Source organism: Pseudomonas sp. 2(2015) (assembly GCF_000955865.1).
In the GTDB taxonomy this organism is placed as follows: Bacteria; Pseudomonadota; Gammaproteobacteria; order Pseudomonadales; family Pseudomonadaceae; genus Aquipseudomonas.
This window is the reverse complement of record NZ_JYOF01000011.1, coordinates 226523-246042: the sequence shown is the minus strand read 5'-3', so window position 1 is coordinate 246042 and position 19520 is coordinate 226523. Positions and strand designations below refer to the sequence as shown.

General features: G+C 65.6%; 15 protein-coding genes. 2 read left to right on the top strand and 13 right to left on the bottom strand.

The annotated features are described in order from the left end of the window. Positions 1–9 precede the first annotated feature (9 nt). The 13 genes from UB48_RS16145 to UB48_RS16085 all read right to left on the bottom strand — a co-directional run bounded on the left by UB48_RS16145 (position 10) and on the right by UB48_RS16085 (position 16717). A complete protein-coding gene (locus UB48_RS16145) occupies positions 10–1425 on the bottom strand; it encodes an aldehyde dehydrogenase family protein (protein WP_045198819.1) in 1416 nt (471 codons plus the stop codon). Continuing rightward, entirely contained in the window at positions 1418–2608 is a 1191-nt protein-coding gene (locus tag UB48_RS16140) for a pyridoxal phosphate-dependent aminotransferase (RefSeq protein WP_045198817.1), read from the bottom strand. The genes UB48_RS16145 and UB48_RS16140 overlap by 8 nt, the downstream gene beginning before the upstream one ends. A 28-nt stretch (positions 2609–2636) precedes the next feature. Beyond that, positions 2637–4244 (bottom strand): 5-guanidino-2-oxopentanoate decarboxylase, encoded by a 1608-nt coding sequence (locus UB48_RS16135; protein ID WP_045198815.1) that lies wholly within the window; start codon positions 4242–4244, stop codon positions 2637–2639. Between the two features lie 10 nt (positions 4245–4254). Further along, positions 4255–6345 (bottom strand): acetate--CoA ligase family protein, encoded by a 2091-nt coding sequence (locus UB48_RS16130; RefSeq protein WP_045198813.1) that lies wholly within the window; start codon positions 6343–6345, stop codon positions 4255–4257. Positions 6346–6359: 14 nt separating this feature from the next. After that, the gene (locus UB48_RS16125) at positions 6360–7520 is read right to left on the bottom strand and encodes an acyl-CoA dehydrogenase family protein (RefSeq protein ID WP_045198812.1); all 1161 of its coding nucleotides are present in this window, start codon (positions 7518–7520) and stop codon (positions 6360–6362) included. A 31-nt stretch (positions 7521–7551) separates the two neighbouring features. Then, complete coding sequence (locus UB48_RS16120) at positions 7552–8343, bottom strand: enoyl-CoA hydratase/isomerase family protein (protein ID WP_045198810.1); 792 nt, start codon at positions 8341–8343, stop codon at positions 7552–7554. Positions 8344–8579: 236 nt separating this feature from the next. Next, positions 8580–9983, bottom strand: coding sequence for an amino acid permease (locus UB48_RS16115; protein WP_045198808.1), 1404 nt, complete (start codon positions 9981–9983; stop codon positions 8580–8582). 202 nt (positions 9984–10185) lie between these two features. Further along, positions 10186–12441: a hybrid sensor histidine kinase/response regulator gene (locus UB48_RS16110; protein ID WP_045198806.1), complete on the bottom strand. Its 2256-nt coding sequence runs from the start codon at positions 12439–12441 to the stop codon at positions 10186–10188. Beyond that, complete coding sequence (locus UB48_RS16105) at positions 12438–13211, bottom strand: ABC transporter substrate-binding protein (protein ID WP_045198805.1); 774 nt, start codon at positions 13209–13211, stop codon at positions 12438–12440. Before UB48_RS16105 ends, UB48_RS16110 begins: the two co-directional genes overlap by 4 nt. A gap of 4 nt (positions 13212–13215) precedes the next feature. Then, entirely contained in the window at positions 13216–13932 is a 717-nt protein-coding gene (locus UB48_RS16100; RefSeq protein ID WP_045198803.1) for a response regulator, read from the bottom strand. Between the two features lie 69 nt (positions 13933–14001). Further along, positions 14002–14646 (bottom strand): TetR family transcriptional regulator C-terminal domain-containing protein, encoded by a 645-nt coding sequence (locus UB48_RS16095; RefSeq protein ID WP_045198801.1) that lies wholly within the window; start codon positions 14644–14646, stop codon positions 14002–14004. Positions 14647–14852: 206 nt separating this feature from the next. Next, positions 14853–15608, bottom strand: a complete 756-nt coding sequence (locus tag UB48_RS16090) for a class II aldolase/adducin family protein (protein WP_045198799.1) — start codon at positions 15606–15608, stop codon at positions 14853–14855. Between the two features lie 71 nt (positions 15609–15679). Beyond that, the gene (locus UB48_RS16085) at positions 15680–16717 is read right to left on the bottom strand and encodes an ABC transporter substrate-binding protein (protein WP_045198796.1); all 1038 of its coding nucleotides are present in this window, start codon (positions 16715–16717) and stop codon (positions 15680–15682) included. A gap of 184 nt (positions 16718–16901) precedes the next feature. Between UB48_RS16085 and UB48_RS16080 the strand changes: the two genes are divergently transcribed. Continuing rightward, positions 16902–18851, top strand: a complete 1950-nt coding sequence (locus tag UB48_RS16080) for an FAD-dependent oxidoreductase (protein ID WP_045198794.1) — start codon at positions 16902–16904, stop codon at positions 18849–18851. Between the two features lie 46 nt (positions 18852–18897). After that, entirely contained in the window at positions 18898–19503 is a 606-nt protein-coding gene (locus UB48_RS16075; RefSeq protein ID WP_045198793.1) for a helix-turn-helix domain-containing protein, read from the top strand. The last annotated feature ends 17 nt before the right edge of the window (positions 19504–19520 follow it).

Sequence of the window (19520 nt, the reverse complement as noted above, 5' to 3'; positions counted from 1 at the left end):
CAGAGCGCATCAGCACTGGATCGCCTTGACTTCAACGAACTCGGCCAGGCCCTCCTCGCCCCATTCGCGGCCATTGCCCGAGGTCTTGTAGCCGCCGAACGGCGCCTGGTAGTTGAACGCCGCGCCATTGATGAAGCACTGCCCGGCGCGCAGTTGCCGGCCCAGGTGCAGGGCCCGCTCGCGGTCGGCCGCCCACACTGCGCTGGACAAACCAAAGGGCGAATCGTTGGCGATGGCCAGCGCTTGCGCCTCATCGGCATAGGGGATCAGGCACAGCACCGGGCCGAAGATCTCTTCCTGGGCGATACGCATGCGGTTGTCGACGTCAGCGAACAGCGTTGGCGCCACGTAGAAGCCACGCTCGAAACCTGGCGCCGTGTCGCCGCCACACAGCAGCCGTGCGCCCTCCTCCTGGCCGATGCGGATGTAGTCCAGCACGGTGCGCCGCTGCGCTGCCGAACACATCGGGCCGAGGAAGCTGCCGGGGTCTTGCGGGTCGCCCATGACCAGGCTGCGGGTTTCATCCACGGCGATTGCCAGGGCTTCTTCATAACGGCTGGCCGGCAACAGCATGCGCGTCAGCGCCGTGCAGGTCTGCCCGGAGTTGATCATCACGTCCTGCACGCCATAGCGCACCGCGGCTTCAAGGTCGGCGTCGGCGGTGATCAACAACGGCGACTTGCCGCCCAGCTCCAGGCACACGCGCTTGACCGACGGCGCCGCGGCCTGGGCCACGCGCACACCGGCGCCGGTAGAGCCGGTGAACGACACCATGTCGACTTGCGGGTGGCGGGCCAGCGCCTCGCCGACCTTGGCGCCGGGGCCGCTGACCAGGTTGAAGACCCCGGCCGGCAAGCCGATGGCATCGATCATCTCGGCCAGCAAAAAGGCATGCAGCGGGGTTTCCTGGCTCGGCTTGAGCACCACCGTGCAACCGGCGGCCAGGGCCGGGGCGAGCTTGCCGATCAACTGGTGCAGCGGGTAGTTCCAGGGGTTGATGAAGGCGCACACACCGACGGCCTCGCGCACCACCAGCGAGTTGCCGACCTCGCGCACCTCATCCATCAGCCCGGCCAGTTCGATGTACTGCTCAAGGCCGACAATCGGCCCGTCGACCTGCACCGCCCGGCACCATTGCACCGGCATGCCCAGCTCGCTGGTGATCACGGCGGCCATCTCATCGGCGCGGGCCTTGAGCTGCTCGGCCAGGGCGAGGATGAAACCTGCGCGCACGCTGGACGGGGTTTGCGACCAACTGCCAAAGGCATGGCGCGCTGCTGCCACCGCGCGGTTGACGTCGTGCTCGTCGCCCAGCGGCACCCTGCCGGCCACGGCTTCGGTGGCCGGGTTGATCACCTCCGCCAGGCCCTGCCCCGACGGCAGTTGCCAGCTGCCATCGATAAACAGCCGCGAATAGTCACGCATGGGTCTTGCCCTCCATCAGTTCGGCGGCGCAGCGGGCAATACGCTGGCAGGCCTCGCGCAGCGGTTCGGCGCCGAGCACCAGGCCCAGGCGGATATGCCCGGCGGCGCTGGGGCCGAAGGCTTCGCCGGCAAGTACCGAGACGCCATGGTGATCGAGCAGGCGATAGGAGAACGCCTGGGCGCTAAGGCCGGTTTCGCGGATATCGACCATCACGAACATGCCGCCATCAGGCTTGAGCGCACGCAGGCCCGGGCAATCGGCCAGGCACTCGCAGACCAGGTCACGGCGCTGGCGGTAGGCTTCGCGCATGGCCGCAAGCTCCGGCAGTTGTTGCTCCAGAGCCACCACGGCGGCGTCCTGGATGAAGTCCGGCGAGCCGTAGAGCATGCACAGTGCGAGGTTTTCCAGGTGCGTGGCCAAAGCCTGCGAGCCGACCACCCAGCCCACCCGCCAGCCAGTCATGGCATGGGACTTGGACAAGCTGTTCAAGGTTGCGGTGCGCTCGGCCATGCCCGGCAGGCTGCCGGGGCTGATGTGCTCGCCGTCGTACAGCAGCTCGCTGTAGACCTCATCGGAAATCAGCCACAGGTCATGGGCCATGCACAATTCGGCCAGGGCCTCCCAGGTGCTGCGCGGCAGGCTGGCGCCGGAGGGGTTGTGCGGGCTGTTGAGAGCCAGGGCGCGGGTCTTGGGGGTGATGCGCGCGGCGACATCTTCAGCCTGGACCCGAAAGCCGTTCTCCGGGCGCACCGGCACCGGGATCACCGTGGCGCCACAGGCGCCGAACACCGCTTCGTAGGTGACATACATCGGCTCGGCGACAATCACCTCATCACCGGGGTTGAGCAGGCACTGGGCCACGCAGAACAGCGCGCACTGAGCGCCGGCCAGTACGGTTACCTGATCGGCGCCGGTCGGCTGGCCGCTGCGTTGCTGATGGCGGCGGGCAATGGCCTGGCGCAGGGCCAGTTTGCCGCGCACATCGGAGTAATGGGTGTGGCCGCTGCGCAGGCTGTCGATGGCGGCCTCAACGATCGGCGCCGGGGTGTCGAAATCCGGGTCGCCGACCGACAGCAGCAACACGTCCTGGCCTTTTTCCAGCAGCTCAAGGGCGCGGTAGTGAATCTCCCAGGCAGCGGCGCCGTCACCGGCGATACGTTGGGTCAGAGCGGAAAAACGCATGGCAGTCTCCCAAAAATACGGTGTAGGCTCAGCGCGCGCAGGCGTGCTTGAGCTCGATCAGGGTCACGCCATTGCGGGCAAAGCCGCTGCGCAGTTCCCGTTGCAGGTCATCCAGGCTGTGTGGCTGCGCCACGTTGCAGCCAAAGGCCCGGGCCAGGCCGATGAAGTCCGGGTTGCGCGGCAGCACGCCGATCGGCTCGATATCCAGGCCGAGCATGTCGTCGCGAATCTGCCCCAGGGCATCGTTGTTCCACAGCAGGACCACCAGCGGGCGCTCCAGTTCTTCGACCGCAGTGGCCAGTTCCTGGGCGGTGTAGAGGAACCCGCCATCACCGACCAGCACCAGGCCCGGGCGGTCAGCCGTGGCGAACATGGCGCCGATACCGGCAGGCAAGCCGTAACCGAGGGTGCCGTAGCCGGTGGGGTGCAGCCAGCTACGGGGCGCGCGGCTGGCATAGACATAGTTGCCGGTGTAGGCCAGCTGGGTCATGTCGGTGCTGATAAAGGCGTTGGCCGGAAGCGCTGCGGCAACCCGGTCCAGGATTGCCTGGTGGATTGCCTGCAGCGGGCCATGGCTGGCCTTGACCGCCTGGCGCAGGCTGGCGACCGCAGCACTGGCGGCAGCGGCATCACGCGGTGCTGGCGGCAAACGTTCGAGCAACGCCGCGACGGTCTGCCGGGCATCGCCCTGCAAGGCCACCGCACAGGGGTAGAAGTCGTTGAACTTGCGCGGATCGATATCCACCCGCAGCAACTCGCCATTGAGTTGCAACCGTTCACGCCAGAAGTCGGTGTCGGCCATTTCGGTGCCGACCGCAAGGATCACATCGGCCTCGGCGATCAGTTGCCAGCCTGGCTCCACGCACAACGATGAGCCGGCATTGAGCGGCGCATCGGGTGGCAGCAGGCCTTTGCCGGCAACGCTGGTGAACAGCGGCGCGGCCAGGCGGGTGCTCAGTTGTTGCAGCTCCTGGGCCGCGGCCAGGGCACCGCCACCGGCGATGATCATCGGCCGTTTTGCGCCAGCCAATTTGCCTGCGGCCTGATCCAGCGCGCTGCTGGCCGGCACGCCCCGGCCCGGGCGGCGCACCACTTCATTGCTCCAGTCGCGGGCGACCGGTGCGGCCAGCACATCCAGCGGCACCGAAATATGCACCGGGCGCGGGCGTTCGCTGTCGAACACTGCGTAAGCCCGGGCGATCAGCTCGGGCAGGTCCTCGGCGCTCAGGGCCACCGCAGAAAACGCTGTGATCGGCGCGGTCATGGCGCGCTGGTCCTGGGTTTCGTGCAGGCAACCCCAGCCTTTGCCGAGGCTCGCGGTATGGTTGACGCTGGAAATCACCAGCATCGGAATCGAATCGGCGTACGCCTGGCCGATGGCGGTGGCGGCGTTGGTAACCCCGGGGCCGGTGATGACGAAACACACCCCCGGCTTGCCGCTGACCCGCGCATAACCGTCGGCCATGAAGCCTGCGCCCTGCTCGTGGCGGGTCAGCACGTGGCGGATGCCGCTGCCGGGCAGGCCGCGGTAGAGCTCCAGGGTGTGTACCCCGGGAATGCCGAACACGGTATCGACGCCGTAGTTGGCCAACAGGCGCACCAGGGCCTGGCCACCGGTCAATGGGCTGTTGTGCATGTTCATCTCCTTACACCTGGCCGAGGCGAATCAACGCATCGACCGCGGTGGTGCCCTGGGCACCGACCATTAATGGGTTGACATCCAGTTCGAGCAATTGCGCGGCGTTCTCACAGGCGTAGTCGGCCACCGCACGAATCGCCGCCACCAGCGCCTCGAGGTCGGCCGCTTCACGGCCGCGAAAGCCCTGGAGCAAGGCGGCGCTGCGCAGGCCGAGCACGGCCTTGCGGATGGCGCCGTCGGTGGTCGGCAGCAGCAGGCTGGTGCTGTCCTTGAGCAACTCGACGAGGATGCCGCCCGCGCCGATCACCAGCGCCAGGCCGAAGTCGTTCTCGCGCTTGATGCCGACGATCAGCTCGGCCAGCGGCGCGCTGGCCATGGGTTCGAGCAGCACCTGGTCGAACACTACACCCGGCGCATAGGCCGCGATCCGCGTACGCATCTGTTCCAGGGCCGCGCCCAGGGCCTGCGGGTCACGCAGGTTGAGAGCAACGGCACCGGCTTCGGTCTTGTGCGGCAGTTGCGCACTGACCGCTTTGAGCACCAAGGGATAGCCGACCGTTTCAGCATCCTTGAGGGCTTGCTCAGGGCTGCTCAACACGCCCTTGGGCACCGCCAGGCCGAACGCCTGCAAGGCTTGCTTGGACTGCCACTCGGTGAGCAGCTCGCCCTCGCCATGCAGTGCCTGCGGGCACAACGGCGCCAATGCCGACTCGCCCAGATCAAGCAGCACCTGGCGCCTGGCCTGGTACGCGGCAATTCGCCCCCAGGCCGCCAGGCCATCCTCGACGCCCTGCAGCGCGGCAATGCCGTGGCCATGCAGGCGCTCGCGGGCAACGGCCGGCAGCAGCTCGGGCAAGGCCGAGGTGACAAAACCGCTCTTGCCGTGGCGTTTGAGCGCCGCGCAGTACAGCTCCAGCAGCAGGTCGCACTCCTTGCGCTCGCCGGTGAACTCGGCCGGGTAGTCGAGCACCAGCATGGCCGCATCGGCCTCGGTGCGCAGGGCACTGTCGAGCATGCGCTCAAGCGCGCAGGCGTCGCCCCAAATCGCCGTGGTGAAGTCCAGCGGGTTGACCAGGTTGGCATAGCTTGGCAACACCTGGGCCAGCTCGCCGACCTGGCCGTCATCCAGCTTCGGCAGGCTCAGCGCGTTGCGTTCGGCATAGTCGGCAATCAGCCCGGCGTCACCACCGGAGCAGGCCAGGGCAATCAGCCTGCCGCCCTTGGGCAGCTGGCCGCAGGCGGCGGCCTTGAGGGTTTCGACAAAGCTCACCGGGCCGCTGACGCGGATCACCCCGAGGCGCTCGAACAGGCTGTCGTACAAGGCATCGGAGCCGGACAGCGAGCTGGTGTGGCTCAGCGCCAGTTGCGCGCCGATCTGCGACACCCCGGTTTTCAGGGCGATGATCGGGATGCCCTTTTCCAGTGCCTTGTGCGCGGCGCGGGCAAAGCCCGGCACGTTCTTCAGGCCTTCCAGGTGCAGGCCGATGGCGGTCACCCGCGGCTCATCGAGCAGCGCGTCCATCAGTTCGGCGATACCGATCTGCGCCTGGTTGCCCACCGAGGCCATGTAGGCCACCGGCAGCGAGCGGTCGCTCATCGACAGGTTGTAGGCAAAGTTGCCGCTCTGGGTCAGCACCGCCACGCCCTTCTCCACCGCCTTGCCGCCATGGGCCACCGGCCACAGCGCCGAGCTGTGCAGGTAGTCGAGCAAGCCATAGCAGTTGGGGCCCAGCAGCGCCATGTCGCCGGCGGCCTTGAGCAGTTGCTGTTGCAGGGCCAGGCCTTCGGCGCCGGTTTCGGCAAAGCCCGAGGCGTAGCAAATGGCCCCGCCGGCGCCCTTGGCGGCCAGCTCGGCCACGCAGGTCAGGGTCAGTTCGCGGTTGGTGGCGATGAACACCGCATCCGGCGCACAGGGCAGTTCGGCGACGCTGCGCACACACGGCACGCCATCGAGGCTGTCGTGCTGCGGGTTGACCAGCCACATCTGCCCTGGGTAGCCGCCTTCGGCGCAGCGCTTGAAGGCCCGGGCCATGCTGCGCCCGCCGACGAAGGCCAGGTGGCGCGGGGCGAGCAGGCGTTTGAGGTTGTCTCGTAACATGAGCAGGCTCCTGGTCAGCGCAGCAGCGGGCGCAGCAGTTCACGGGAAATGATGTGCCGCTGGATCTCCGAGGTGCCCTCCCAGACCCGCTCGATGCGCGCATTGCGCCAGATCCGCTCGACCGGCCCTTCGTCCATCAGGCCCATGCCGCCATAGATCTGCACCGCCTCATCGGCGACCTTGCCGAGCACTTCACTGGCAAACAGCTTGGCCATGCCCGCCTCGCCGTCGGTCATCGTGCCCTGGTCCATTTTCCAGGCAGTGTGCAGGGTCAATAGCTCAGCGGCGCGGATTTGCGTGGCCATGTCGGCGAGCTTGAACGAAATGCCCTGGTAGGTGCCGATCGGCTGGCCGAACTGCTTGCGGTCGGCCGCCCATTGCAGCGACACATCCAGGGCGCGCTGGGCCTGGCCAACACAGTTGGCGGCAACCATCACCCGCCCGGCGGTCAGCCAGGCGTTGGCCACTTCCCAGCCCTTGCCGACCTCACCGAGCACCTTGCTGGCCGGCACCTTGCAGTCATCGAAGAACAGCTCGAAGGTGTGATAGCCGCGATTGCTCACGCATTTAGGCCCGCGGCGGATGGTCATGCCCGGGGTGCCGCGGTCGACCAGGAAGGCGGTCACCGCATTGCGCGTCTTGCCGTTGTGCTGGTAGGTGTCGGTGACGGCAAAGACAATGGCGAAATCGGCATGCCCGGCATGGCTGATAAAGTGCTTGCTGCCGTTGAGCACAAAGTTGTCGCCCTCGCGCACGGCGCGGGTCTTGATCGCATTGGCATCGGAGCCGGCGCCAGGCTCGGTGAGGGCAAAGCAGTCGGTCTTCTCGCCCTGGATGCACGGCAGCAGGTAATCGTTGATCTGTTCGTCCTTGCAAGCCATGAGGATCTTCGACGGCCGCGCGACAAACACGTGCAGGGCCCACGACACCTTCGACAGCTCGCGTTCGATCAGCGCCTGGGACAGGTAGTCGAGGCCGCCACCGCCGACTTCCTCGGGCATGTTGAAGGCATAGAAGCCGGCGGCGATGGCCTTGCCGCGAATCTGCGCGGCAAGCTCTGGCGAGACCTCGTCGGCGCGGTCGACGGCCTCTTCATGGGGCAGTAACTCCTTGGCGACAAAACTGCGTACCGCTTCCACCAACATTTGTTGTTCTTGGGTCAGTTGGAAATTCATGAGTCGATCCTGAAGAAGTGCTTGTAAGTGTTTATTTACCAACGAAATTAGCAGTGCGCTTCTCGACGGCGGCGCGCAACGCTTCGGCGCCGTCTGCGCTGCGCCCGCACAGCAGCCCGGCGGCAAGCTCAGCCTGTAGCTGCTCGCCCAGGGTGCGCTGGGCGCCGTCGCGGATCAGCTGCTTGGTCTGGGCGAAGGCGAAGGTCGGGCCCTTGGCCAGGCGCCCGGCAAGGTCTGCGGTCACCGCCAGCAACTGCTCATCGGCGCACACCTCGCCGACCAGCCCGGCCGCCAGGGCCCGCTCGGCGCCCCACAGCTCATCGAGAAACAGCAGGCGCTTGGCCTGTTCGCTGCCGATCAGCCGTGGCAGGTGCCAGCTGGCGCCGGCATCCGGGCTGTAGGCCATGCTGGTGTAGCCAGCCTTGAACCGCGCCGAGGCCGCTGCAATACGCAGGTCGCAGCACAGGGTCAGGTCCATGCCGGCGCCGACGGCGGTGCCGTTGATGGCGGCGATGGTGGGCTTGTCGAGGCTGTGCAGGCGCTGCATCAGGGCATGGGCGGTTTCGGTCCAGCCGTAGCTTTCCAGCGCGCCGCGGGATTCGGCCTCGGCCCATTCGGCAAGGTCGGCGCCGGCGCAGAAGCTGCGACCCGTGCCGGTCAGCACCACCACACGCACGGCCGGGTCGGCGTTATGGGCGTCGAGCAAGGCATGCAGGTTTTTCAGGCTGGGGATGTCCAGCGCGTTGCGCTGGTCGGGGCGGTTGAGGGTGATCCAGGCAATGCCGGCTTCGACCTGGCTGAGCAGCGACGCAGGAGGGGTCATGGGTGGCCTCGAATTATTGTGGTTGCCGTGAGAGGTATGACGTGAGGCCATACTAAACGAGTGTTCAACAAGGAGACAATCGGCTGGATAACTTGCTGTAACAGATGAAGTTACAGAGCTAATTGCTTGTTTTTATGAGATTTAAATACTTACACTGAGAAGTAATGGCCGCGCCTGTTACAACTTTGTACAACCTATCGCGGGGCAAGCCGCTCCTAGCTTGCCCCGCGATGGGTTTACACCGACGGCGCCAACACCGCCTGGCGCTTGCGGTGGATGATGAAGTACGCCGCGTAACACACGGCGATGAAACCAAAACCCCAGTACAGCGACGGCCGCTGGGTTTCGTCCAGGGCCAGGAACACGAACAGCGAACTGCACAGGGTGATGCACAGCAGCGGCACCAGCGGGAACAGCGGCGCGCGGTACTTAAGGTCGGCCAGCTTGCCGCCATCGCGCAGGTACGCACGGCGGAACTTGTACTGGGCCAGGGCAATGACGATCCAGGTCACGGTGCCGGACATGCCGCTCACCGCCATCAGCACCATGAACAAGGTGTCGGCGGCAACGAAGCTGGTCATCAGCGACACCAGGGCAAAGCACAGGGTGATGCTCAGGGCCCGCAGCGGCACGCCGCGCTTGCTCAAGGGCGACAGGCTCTTGGGCGCCATGCCGGTCTTGGACATGGCCCAGAGGATGCGCGTCGAGGCATACAGGCCGGAGTTGCCCACCGACAGGATCGCGGTAAGGATGACGAAGTTCATCAGGTCGGCGGCGTAGGGAATGCCGACCATGTCGAACACCTGCACGAACGGGCTCTCCATCAGCCCGGCCTGCTGCCACGGCACGATGGCCGAAAGCACGACGATGGCCAGCACGTAGAAGATCAGTACGCGGAACACCACGTTGCGCACCGCCCGCGGGATGCTCTTTTCTGGCTGGTCGGTTTCACCGGCGGCCACGCCCATGATCTCGCACCCCTGGAAGGCATAGACCACGGTCATCATCACTGCGAACACCGCCGACAGGCCGTTGGGGAACATCGAGTCGCCAATCAGGTTGTTCATCATCGGCGCCGGCTCGCCGCTGGTCAGCGGGATCGCGCCGAAGATCACCAGCACGCCTACGATGATAAACCCGAGGATCGCCGCCACCTTGATCCCCGAGAACCAGTACTCGGCTTCGCCAAAAGCGCGGGTGGCCAGGGCATTGAGGCCGAACAGCACCACCACGAACAGCGCCGACCAGTACCAGATCGGCACCTCGGGGAACCAGCGCACCATCAGCATGCCGGCCGCGGTGAACTCAAGGCCGACGGTGGTGGCCCAGCTCATCCAGTACACCCAGCCGATCATGAAGCCGGTGGCCGGGCCGATGAATTTGGTCGCGTGGGTCTGGAACGAGCCGGACACCGGCATCTGCACCGACAGCTCGCCCAGGCAGACCATCACCAGGTACATCAGAAAACCGGCCACCAGGTAGGCGAGGATCGCGCCCATGGGCCCGCCCTGGTTGATGGTCACCCCCGAGCCCATGAACAGCCCGGTACCGATCACCCCGCCCAGCGACAGCATGAAGATGTGCCGGCTTTTCAGCGCACGGGTCAGGTGGATGCCTTTACGGTCAGTAGAGTCAGTCATGTCGGCACCTCAACAGTGGTTGAAGCGCGGGAGGGACAGGCGATGGTGCGAGGACGGCTGAGCTTTACGGCAGTTCATTATTATTATCTCCAATAAGCTTCGAAGACCGCGTGCAGCGGTTGCCGTCGATTATTGGAAAGCGATGTAAGCTGGCGTTGTACCTGAAGATCGAAGATGTAAAAAGTCGTAAGGTTTTTGTACGTCAGCTCTGGATCAACTGTTTGAGGGTCTGTGCGGCCAGGCGCAACTGCTCGGTCAGGGGTGCTTGCAATGCATTCAGGGCCGCCTGGTGCTTACCCAGCGCTGCTGCCTCGAGCCCGCGCAGTACCGTCGCCAGGCCGCTAAAACCCAGGGAGTCGCTGCTGCCGGCGAGGCGATGGGCCAGGTGTGCGACCTCGGTGCAGTCACCGGCCTTGAGCGCCTCGGCCAGCGCGCCTTGGTGCTGTTCGAGGGCATCGCGCAGCACCGTCAGCAAACCCTGGACTTTCTGTTCGCCGAGCAGGCTGCGATGGGTGTCGAGCAGCGCCCAGTCCATGCCCTGCCCGGCCGTCGCCGCCTCGACCACCACCCCCTGTTGCGCCAGCGCCTGGCGCAGGCTGTCGAGCTTCAGCGGCTTGGCGAGGATGCCCTGCATGCCCGCCGCAAGAAATCCGCGCACCAGCGCCGGTTGCACGCTGGCGGTCAGCGCCAGGATCCGGCAAGCGCGGTTCGGCCCGGGAATGCGGCGGATCTGCCGGCACAGCTCGACGCCACTGATACCCGGCAGGTGCACATCGAGCAGGATCAGTTCGAAGCGCCGCTGGGCGCAGAGCTCCAGCGCCTGTTCACCGTCTTCGGCCATCCACAAGCGGTGGCCGTCACGCTGCAGCAGGCCGCGCACCACCTCACGGTTGAGCTCGACGTCTTCGACCACAAGAATATCCAGGGCCTGCACCGCTGCTGCCGGCAGCAGCGCCGGGGCCTCGGCGGCCGCCGCTTGCAGCTGCAGCTCGAACCAGAAACAACTGCCCTGGCCCTCGACGCTTTCAAGGCCGATGCGCCCGCCGAGCAGCTCGACCAGGTGCTTGCAGATCGCCAGGCCCAGGCCGGTGCCGCCGTACCGCCGGGCCACGGCGTCGCTGGCCTGGACGAAGCGATCGAAAATCCGCCCCTGCACTGGCGCAGCGATGCCGATGCCGTTGTCACGCACGCTGACCCGCAACTGTTGGCGGCCTTGCGCCTGGTCCAGCACCTGGATATCGACACTCACCTCGCCGGCCTCGGTGAACTTGATGGCGTTGGCCAGCAAGTTGCTAAGCACCTGACGCAAAAACTGCTCGGCGCCGTGCTGGCGAGGCGCCAACTGGCTATCGATGCGACAGCGCAGCACCGTATCGTTGTTCAGCGCTCGCGGCTCGAGCAGGGTCATGACCTCGTCGCACAACTGGCGCAGGGAGAAATCCACCGGCTCCGGGTGGCTTTCGCCCTCTTCCAGGCGGGCGAAATACAGCACTTCGTTAAGGATGGTCAGCAAACCTTCGCCGGCTTTGTACAGGGCATCCAGGCGCTTGCGGTCACGGGCGTCGAGGTGCGCTTCGCGCAGCAGTTCGGCCATGCCGAGGATGCCGTTGAGCGGGGTGCGCAGTTCATGGCTCATGGTTGCCAGGAAGCGCGACTTGGCCAGGTTCGCCGCCTCGGCCTCCTCCTTGGCATGCATCAGGCTGGCGGTGCGCCGTTCGACCATCTTCTGCAGTTCGTCGCGTTTGTCCTGCAGGGCCAGGCGGTCGATTTCACGGCGATCGATATCGCTGAGAATATTGCGCCGCATGTCGTCCAGGGCGTGGGCCACGGTATCGATTTCGTCTTCGCGGCTGGAGCGCCGCTTGTCCAGGCGCAGCGGCTCCTGCAAATCGCCGGCGCCTATACGGCGGGCAAACTCGGCCATCACCTGCAGGTGGCGGGTGACCAGGCGGTAGAACAACCCCGACAGGGCCACGGCCAGGCCGCAGAGGAACACGCTCATCCACAACAGGCTGGTCAGCCCGGTGGCGAACAGGCGCCGGTGCACCGCGCCCAGGTCGATGCTGACTTCCAGCTCGCCCAAATGGCGTGGCGGCCCTGACGGCGGCTGGTAGTCGAGGGCGAAACGCTCGATGCGCAGCGGCCCTTGCGGCGCGGCCTCGCCCTGCAGCAAGTCGAAATCAGCGCTGCTCAGGCGCACCCGCGCCACATCGGAAAAGTCCACCAGGCCGCGCAATTGCACGTTCAGTTGCTCCTGGTTGAGGTCCCAGAGGCTGCGCTCAAGGCTTGCCAGGTAGCCGGCGCGAATCAGCGCCATGCGCGAATCGATGTCGCGCATCTCGCGGCGGTACTCGAAATACAACTGCACGGTGCTGGCCAGCACGGTAAAGCACAGGCTGAACAACAGGATGAACAGCAGCAGGCGCCGCAGCAGGCCACCGGGTTGCAGGCGCATCAACGGGCGTCCGCCGGCAGGTTGACCATGTCGCGGTAGGTGACTTCGCTTTGTTCCAGCCAGCGCTGGATCTCACCGTTGTCGGTCATGCGCTGCAACTGCTCATCGATTTGCGCCATGTGCTGGCTCAAGGGTGAATGACGCGACACCGCCACCCGCAGGTAGTCGACGCTCAGCGCGGTGGGCAAGGCCTGGATGTCCTGGGCGCCAGGCAGGTGTTCGACGAACAACTGGCCGGTGCGCCGCTCCTGGATGACGAAATCGATGCGCCCGCGAATCAGCTTGCCGAAATTCTGCTGGCTGTCGGAGACCCACTCGATGTTCTGGTGGCGGGCGACGAAGCGGTCGAAGTCAGGGCCGTAGCTTTCGCCGAACAACAGCCCGCCGCGGTAGCTGGCAAGGTCCTCAAGGCGCTCGAATTTCACCGGCCGCTGGCGGTTGAAAAACACCGCCACCTCTTCGCGCAGCACTGGCACCGTGGAAAAACGCATGCCCTGGTCGCGCTGGTCGCTGTTGTAGGCCAACACCACGTCGACCCGGCCTTCGGCGGCATCGAGCAGGCAGCGCTTCCAGTTGCCGAGCACGACGATCTCCACCTCATAGCCCAGGCGCGCGAACAACTGGCGTACCACGGTCGGCGCCAGGCCGCGCACCTGCTTGCCGTCACTCCAGGAGACCGGCGGGTACACCGGGTAGTCGCAATAGCGGATGCGCTCGGCGCCCTGGGCCTGGGCGCCGAGCACCAGCAGGGCGAGCCAGAACAGCCGCCACATGCGCTCAGGCCGCCACGCTGGCGGTAAACAGGTAACCGGCGCCGTGAATGGTGATGATCAGCTGCGGTTCGGCCGGGTCATCGTGCAGCTTGCGCCGCAAGCGGCCGACCAGCACATCGATGGAACGGTCGTTGGGCACCCATTCGCGGTTGCGGATCTGGTCCATCAACTGGTCGCGGCTCAGGGTATGGCCGCTGTTGCGCAGGAACACGCTGAGCAGCTGGAACTCGCCATGGGTCAGCAGGGTTTCGCCGCCCTGGGGGTCGATCAGGCGCCGGCGGTCGGTGTCCAGGGCCCAGTCGGCAAACTGCTTGAGCGGATGATTGGCGCCACTGGGCGGCTTGCCGGCCTGGGCATGGCGCACCCGGCGCACCAGGTTCTTGGCCCGCGACACCAGCTCGCGCGGGTTCAGCGGTTTGATCACGTAGTCGTCGGCGCCGCATTCCAGGCCAACGATGCGGTCGATGTCGTCGTTGCGGCCAGTGATGAGGATGATGCCGACTTCCGAGCGCACCCGCAGTTCGCGGGTCAGGGTCAGGCCATCCTTGCCCGGCAGACGGATGTCGAGCATGACCAGGTCGACGGCCTGCTCGCCAAGAAAATGCTCGGCCTGCTCCGCCGTGGCGGCGCAGTGCACGTCGTAGCCTTCCTGGGACAGGTAGGCGTGCAGCAAGTCGCGAATCAGCGGATCGTCATCGACGACCAGTACCCGAGGCGTCATTGCGTGTTGTCTCTTATAGGAATTGTTGTATGACTCACGACAGCAGCGTACCCATTACTGAACGACCGATCAACAGCCCTCGATCAGGGTGAAGCGCCGGCGCCCACCGGCTTGCAAACCATCGACCCAGGCCTCGCAGATCTGCACGCCCTGCTCCGGGGTGAAGGTCCCGGGGTTGAGCCCCGATTCCAGCCACAGGCCGTCGAGCAAGGCGCTCAGGCTGATGGCCGCGAGGTCGGCGTTGAACGCCTGCCAGCCCTCCTCTGTGGCCATGTCCGCCAGCAGCCGGCCCAGTTCGTTGCGGTACTCGCCGTAGGAATGATCGTGCACCTGGTTGATCGCCTCGGCGGTTTTCACCGCGCCCCAGAACGCCAGCCAGGCATCGAGCAGTTGCGGGTCGAGCAATTCGGCGCAGAACGAGGCGCGAAAGAACGCCGACAGCCGTTCGCGGGCATTGGGCGCGGCCTGGGCCATGGCTTCGCGGATCAGCCCCATGACCCGGCCGGTGACCGCCATGTAGGCCTCGGCGACCAGTTCGTCCTTGCCCGAATAGTGATGGCTGATCAACCCCACCGAGACGCCGGCCTCGGCGGAGATCTTGCGGATCGAGGCGCCCTGGAAGCCGTGGCGTTTCAGGCACACCAGGGTCGCTTCGACCAGGTTGGCCTTGCGCAACTCCGGGACCATACGGCTGTAACGGGCTTCCTGAGACATAGGGTTTCTCGAACAGAGTGAGTTGCAGGAACCCGGTGGGAGCGGGCCTTGCCCCGCGATCGAGCGCGAAGCGGTCGTAAAAGCGGCCAATGCGGTGTGTCTGTTTGCACCGTGTCGACAGGTTTTACTGCTGCTTCGCAGCAGATCGCGGGGCAAGGCCCGCTCTCACAGGATTGCGTATTGAACGACTGTACAACAACTGCTGATCAGTCGCGATAGCCCGGCGCCACCCGATCGAGCAGACGCAGCAATGCCGACCAGGCCAGTTGCATGCCGTCCGGATCGCTTAGCTCACCTTCCTTCAGCGGCCGCGCCGGTTCGTTGAACTGGCGTTCGGTGTGGGCACAGACTTCTTCCGACGGCAGCACCAGCTCGCCGGCCGCCATCGCCGTGAGCTGGATCTCGCAGGCTTTTTCCAGGTAGTACATGCGCAGGAACGCCTCGCTGACACTGCGCCCGACACTGAGCAAGCCATGGTTGCGCAAAATCAGCACCGCCTTGTCACCCAGGTCATCGACCAGGCGCGCTTGTTCGGCCATGTCCAGGGCGATGCCTTCGTAGTCGTGGTAGGCAACCTTGCCGTGGAATTCCATGGAAATCTGGTTGACCGCCAGCAACCCGCACTTGAGCGCCGCCAGCGCGCAGCCAGCCTTGGTGTGAGTGTGCAGCACGCACTGGGCGTCTTCGCGGGCACCGTGGATGGCACTGTGAATGACAAAACCGGCCGGGTTCACCGGGTACGGCGAAGCCTCCACCGCCCTGCCCGCCAGGTCGATCTTGACCAGGTTAGAGGCGCTGATTTCATCGAACATCAAACCATAGGGGTTGATCAGAAAATGATGCTCGGGGCCGGGAATGCGCACCGAGATATGGGTGAAGATCAGATCGGTCATGCGAAAGTGCGCGATCAATCGATAGCAGGCGGCCAGTTCCTGGCGCAGGCGGATTTCGGTCTCGGTCATTATTGTTGTCCTCAGGCGAAAAACTGGCCAGACAATAGGGCTGGACACCGTACGATGTCCAGCCACAGGGGTTAGCGACTGGCCCAGGCGTTGAAGCGCTCTTCCAGCTCATCGCCGTGATCGACCCAGAACTCGACGTTCATCGACAGTGCGCCCTCAAGGTTCTGCCTGGACGTCGGCACCCAGCTCGCCAGCTTCGGATCAAGCTCGGCGGCAGCCTGGGTGTTGGTCGGCCCGTAGGGGATTTGCTTGACGTAGCGCACCTGGGTGTCGGGCTGGTTGGCGAAGGCGATCAGGCGCTTGGCCTGGTCGACATGCCTGGAGCCCTTGATGATCGCCCAGTAGTCCATGCCGTACAGGCTGCCCGGCCACACCAGGGCCAGCGGGCTGCCCTCCTGGGCGGCGACGGCGACCCGACCGCTGTAGGTCGAGGTCATGACCACGTCGCCGGCGCTCAGCCACTGCGCCGGTTGCGCGCCGGCTTCCCACCACTGGATATAGGGCTTGAGCTCGCTGAGCTTGTTGAAGGCGCGGTCGACACCCTCGGGGGTGGCCAGGACCTTGTAGACGTCCTCGACCTTGACCCCGTCGGCCATCAGCGCGAACTCCAGGTTGTACACCGCACGCTTGCGCAGGCCGCGCTTGCCGGGGATTTTCTTGACGTCCCAGAAATCCGCCCACGAGGCCGGCGCCTGGGCCAGCTTGTTGCGGTCGTAGGCAATCGCCACGCTCCACACCAGCACCGCCGAGCCGCACTCCTGGGCGGCGTCGGGTATCAGTTGCTCGGCACGCCCGAGCTGGGTCCAGTCGAGGCGCTCGTACATGCCCTCGTCGCAGCCGCGCATCAGGTCCGGGCCTTCGATCTGCACCAGGTCCCAGTCGACGTTGCCGGTATCGACCATGACCTTGATCCGGGCCATTTCGCCGTTGTATTCACTCTGGATCAACGTGCTGCCGTCCTGGGCACTGAAAGGCTTGAAGATCGCCGCATCCTGGGCTTTCTGGCCGGCGCCGCCATAGGCGACCACGACCATGTCCGGTGCTGCCTGGGCGCCGCCGACTGCAAGGGCAAGCAACCAGGGAGAGAGCTTGAGCAGGTTCGATTTCATCAATGCTTCCTCTTGCCGGTACCACGTGATGCGTGGCCCGTTTTCTTGTTGTTGTGAGGTGTGCCCCAGGACCCGGGGTGATGTGCAAACTAGTCAAAGGCCAGTAAAAAAACAAGTTGATTTTTTACTGGCGGTACACTTCTATAGAAAAATAATAACAACACCCCGCTGGAGCCTGACCCGCATGTCGACCTTCGCGCACCTGTTCGAACCGCTGCACATCCGTGGCAAACGCCTGAAGAACCGCATCATGTCCAGCGGCCACGACACCTCGATGCCCACCGACAACCTGGTCAACGAGCGCCTGATTGCCTACCACCAGGCCCGTGCCGCCGGCGGCGTCGGCCTGATCGTACTGCAGGTGGCCGGGGTGCACGACAGTGCGCGCTACACCTCGCACGTGCTGATGGCCACCGACGATGCCTGCATCGACGGCTACCGCCAGCTGGCCGAGACCTGCCATGCCCACGGCACCGTGGTGCTGTCGCAGATCTTCCACCCCGGGCGGGAAATCATGGAGTCCAGCGACGGCTTGCTGGCCGTGGCCTACTCGGCCTCGGCGGTGCCCAACGAGCGTTTTCGGGTGATGCCACGGGCGCTGGACCAGGCCATGATCGACGAGATCATTGCTGGCTATGCCGCTGCTGCCCGGCGCCTGCACCAGGCCGGCATCGATGGCGTCGAGGTGGTGGCCAGCCACGGCTACCTGCCGGCGCAGTTCATCAACCCACGGGTCAACCGCCGCAGCGATGGCTACAACGGTGAGCTGCAGCAACGCCTGCGCTTTGTCCGTGAAGTAATCGCCGCAGTGCGGGCGGCGACGGCAGACGACTTCATCATCGGCCTGCGCATCAGCGCCGATGAGCGCGACGCCGAGGGCCTGACCGAGGATGAATCGCTGGCGGCGGTGAAGCTGCTTCAAGCAGAACTGGACTACGTGCATATCGTCGCCGGCACCTCGGCCTCGCTCGGCGGCGCCGTGCACATCGTCCCGCCCATGGCTATCGAGGCGGCGTACCTGGCGCGCGAGGCCGGGACCTTCAAGGCGCAACTGAGCATTCCGCTGTTCGTTACCGGGCGCATCAACCAGCCCCAGGAAGCCGAACTGATCCTCGCCCGTGGCCAGGCCGATGTCTGCGGCATGACCCGCGCGCTGATCTGCGACCCGCAAATGCCCAACAAGACCCGCACTGAGCGCGTCGAAGATGTACGCGCCTGCATCGCCTGCAACCAGGCCTGCATCGGCCACTTTCACAAGGGCCTGCCGATCTCGTGCATCCAGCATCCGGAAACCGGGCGTGAGCAGCAGTTCGGCAGCTTGCAGCCGGCAGTTGTGCGCAAGCGCATCATGATCGCCGGTGGCGGCCCGGCCGGCATGAAGGCGGCGGCAGTGGCGGCAGCGCGCGGCCACGACGTGACTTTGTACGAAGCCAGCACACAGCTGGGCGGCCAGGTGCTGCTCGCGCAATTGCTGCCGCGCCGGGCCGAATTCGGCGGCGCCAGCACCAACCTGCAACGGGAGATGCAGCTGGCCGGGGTCAAGGTGGTGCGCAACACGCGCGTGGATCGCGCCCTGGTCGAACGCGAACAGCCCGACCTGGTGATCGTCGCCACCGGCGCCGAACCCTACTGGCCGGCCTTCGAGCGCGGTGGCGAACTGCAGGTGCTCGATGCCTGGCAGATCCTGCGTGGCGAGGCCCGGCCCGGGCGCTCGGTGCTGGTGGTCGACTGGCGCTGCGACTGGATCGGCCCGGGCATCGCCGAGCGCCTGGTGCGTGAAGGCCACCAGGTGCAACTGGCGGTCAATGGCACCCACTGCGGCGAAAGCCTGCCGCTGTACGTGCGCGACCAGATGGCCGGCGAACTGCACAAGCTGGGTATCCCGATCACCCCCTATGCGCGCCTGTACGGCTGCGACGACACCACCGTGTACCTGCAACACACCGCCAGCGGCGAGCCGATGATCTTCGAAGACATCGACACCCTGGTGCTGTGCCAGGGCCATCAGCCGGTCGATAGCCTGGCCGCCGAGCTGCACGGCCTGGTCGAGGTAAAACGCATCGGCGACTGCCTGGCCCCGCGCACGGTGGAAGAAGCCGTCTACGACGGTTTGAAGGTCGCCTGGAGCCTGTAAGCCTGTTTATACTCCGGGGCTTTGACAGTGCGGTTCGGAGCACGCCATGAGCAACAGCAGCAAGACGCCGCCCGCCGCCAGCCAGGAAGGCACCAGCACCGCGCATTTTCTCGGCACCCGTATCCGCGGCCTGCGCAAGCGCCGCGGCATGACCCTGGCCGAGCTTGCCGAGCAGAGCGAGCTGACCGCCGGCTACATCAGCCAGCTGGAGCGCAACCTCTCCTACCCGTCGATCCCGGCGCTGTTCAACATCGCCCGCAGCCTGGGCGTGACCATCCAGTGGTTTTTCGCCAGCGAGGCCAGCACCGCTCCGGAGGACAACGGCTACGTGGTGCGCAAGCACAGCCGCCTGAGCGTGCACTACGAAGACGGCATCGTCGACCAGTTACTGACCCCGCAACCCAACCGCCAGCTGGAAATCCTCCACTCGCGCTTCCCGCCGGGCACCTACAGCCAGCAAAGCTACAGCCATGACGGCGAAGAAGCCGGCTACCTGCTGTCCGGCAGTTTCGAGCTGTGGGTTGGCGAGCGCTATTTTCAGCTCGGCGAAGGCGACAGCTTCAGTTTTTCCAGCCAGGAGCCGCACCGTTACGGCAACCCCGGCGAAGTGGATGCGGTGGTGATCTGGGTGATCACCCCGCCGACGTTCTGATACCTACAACAACACAG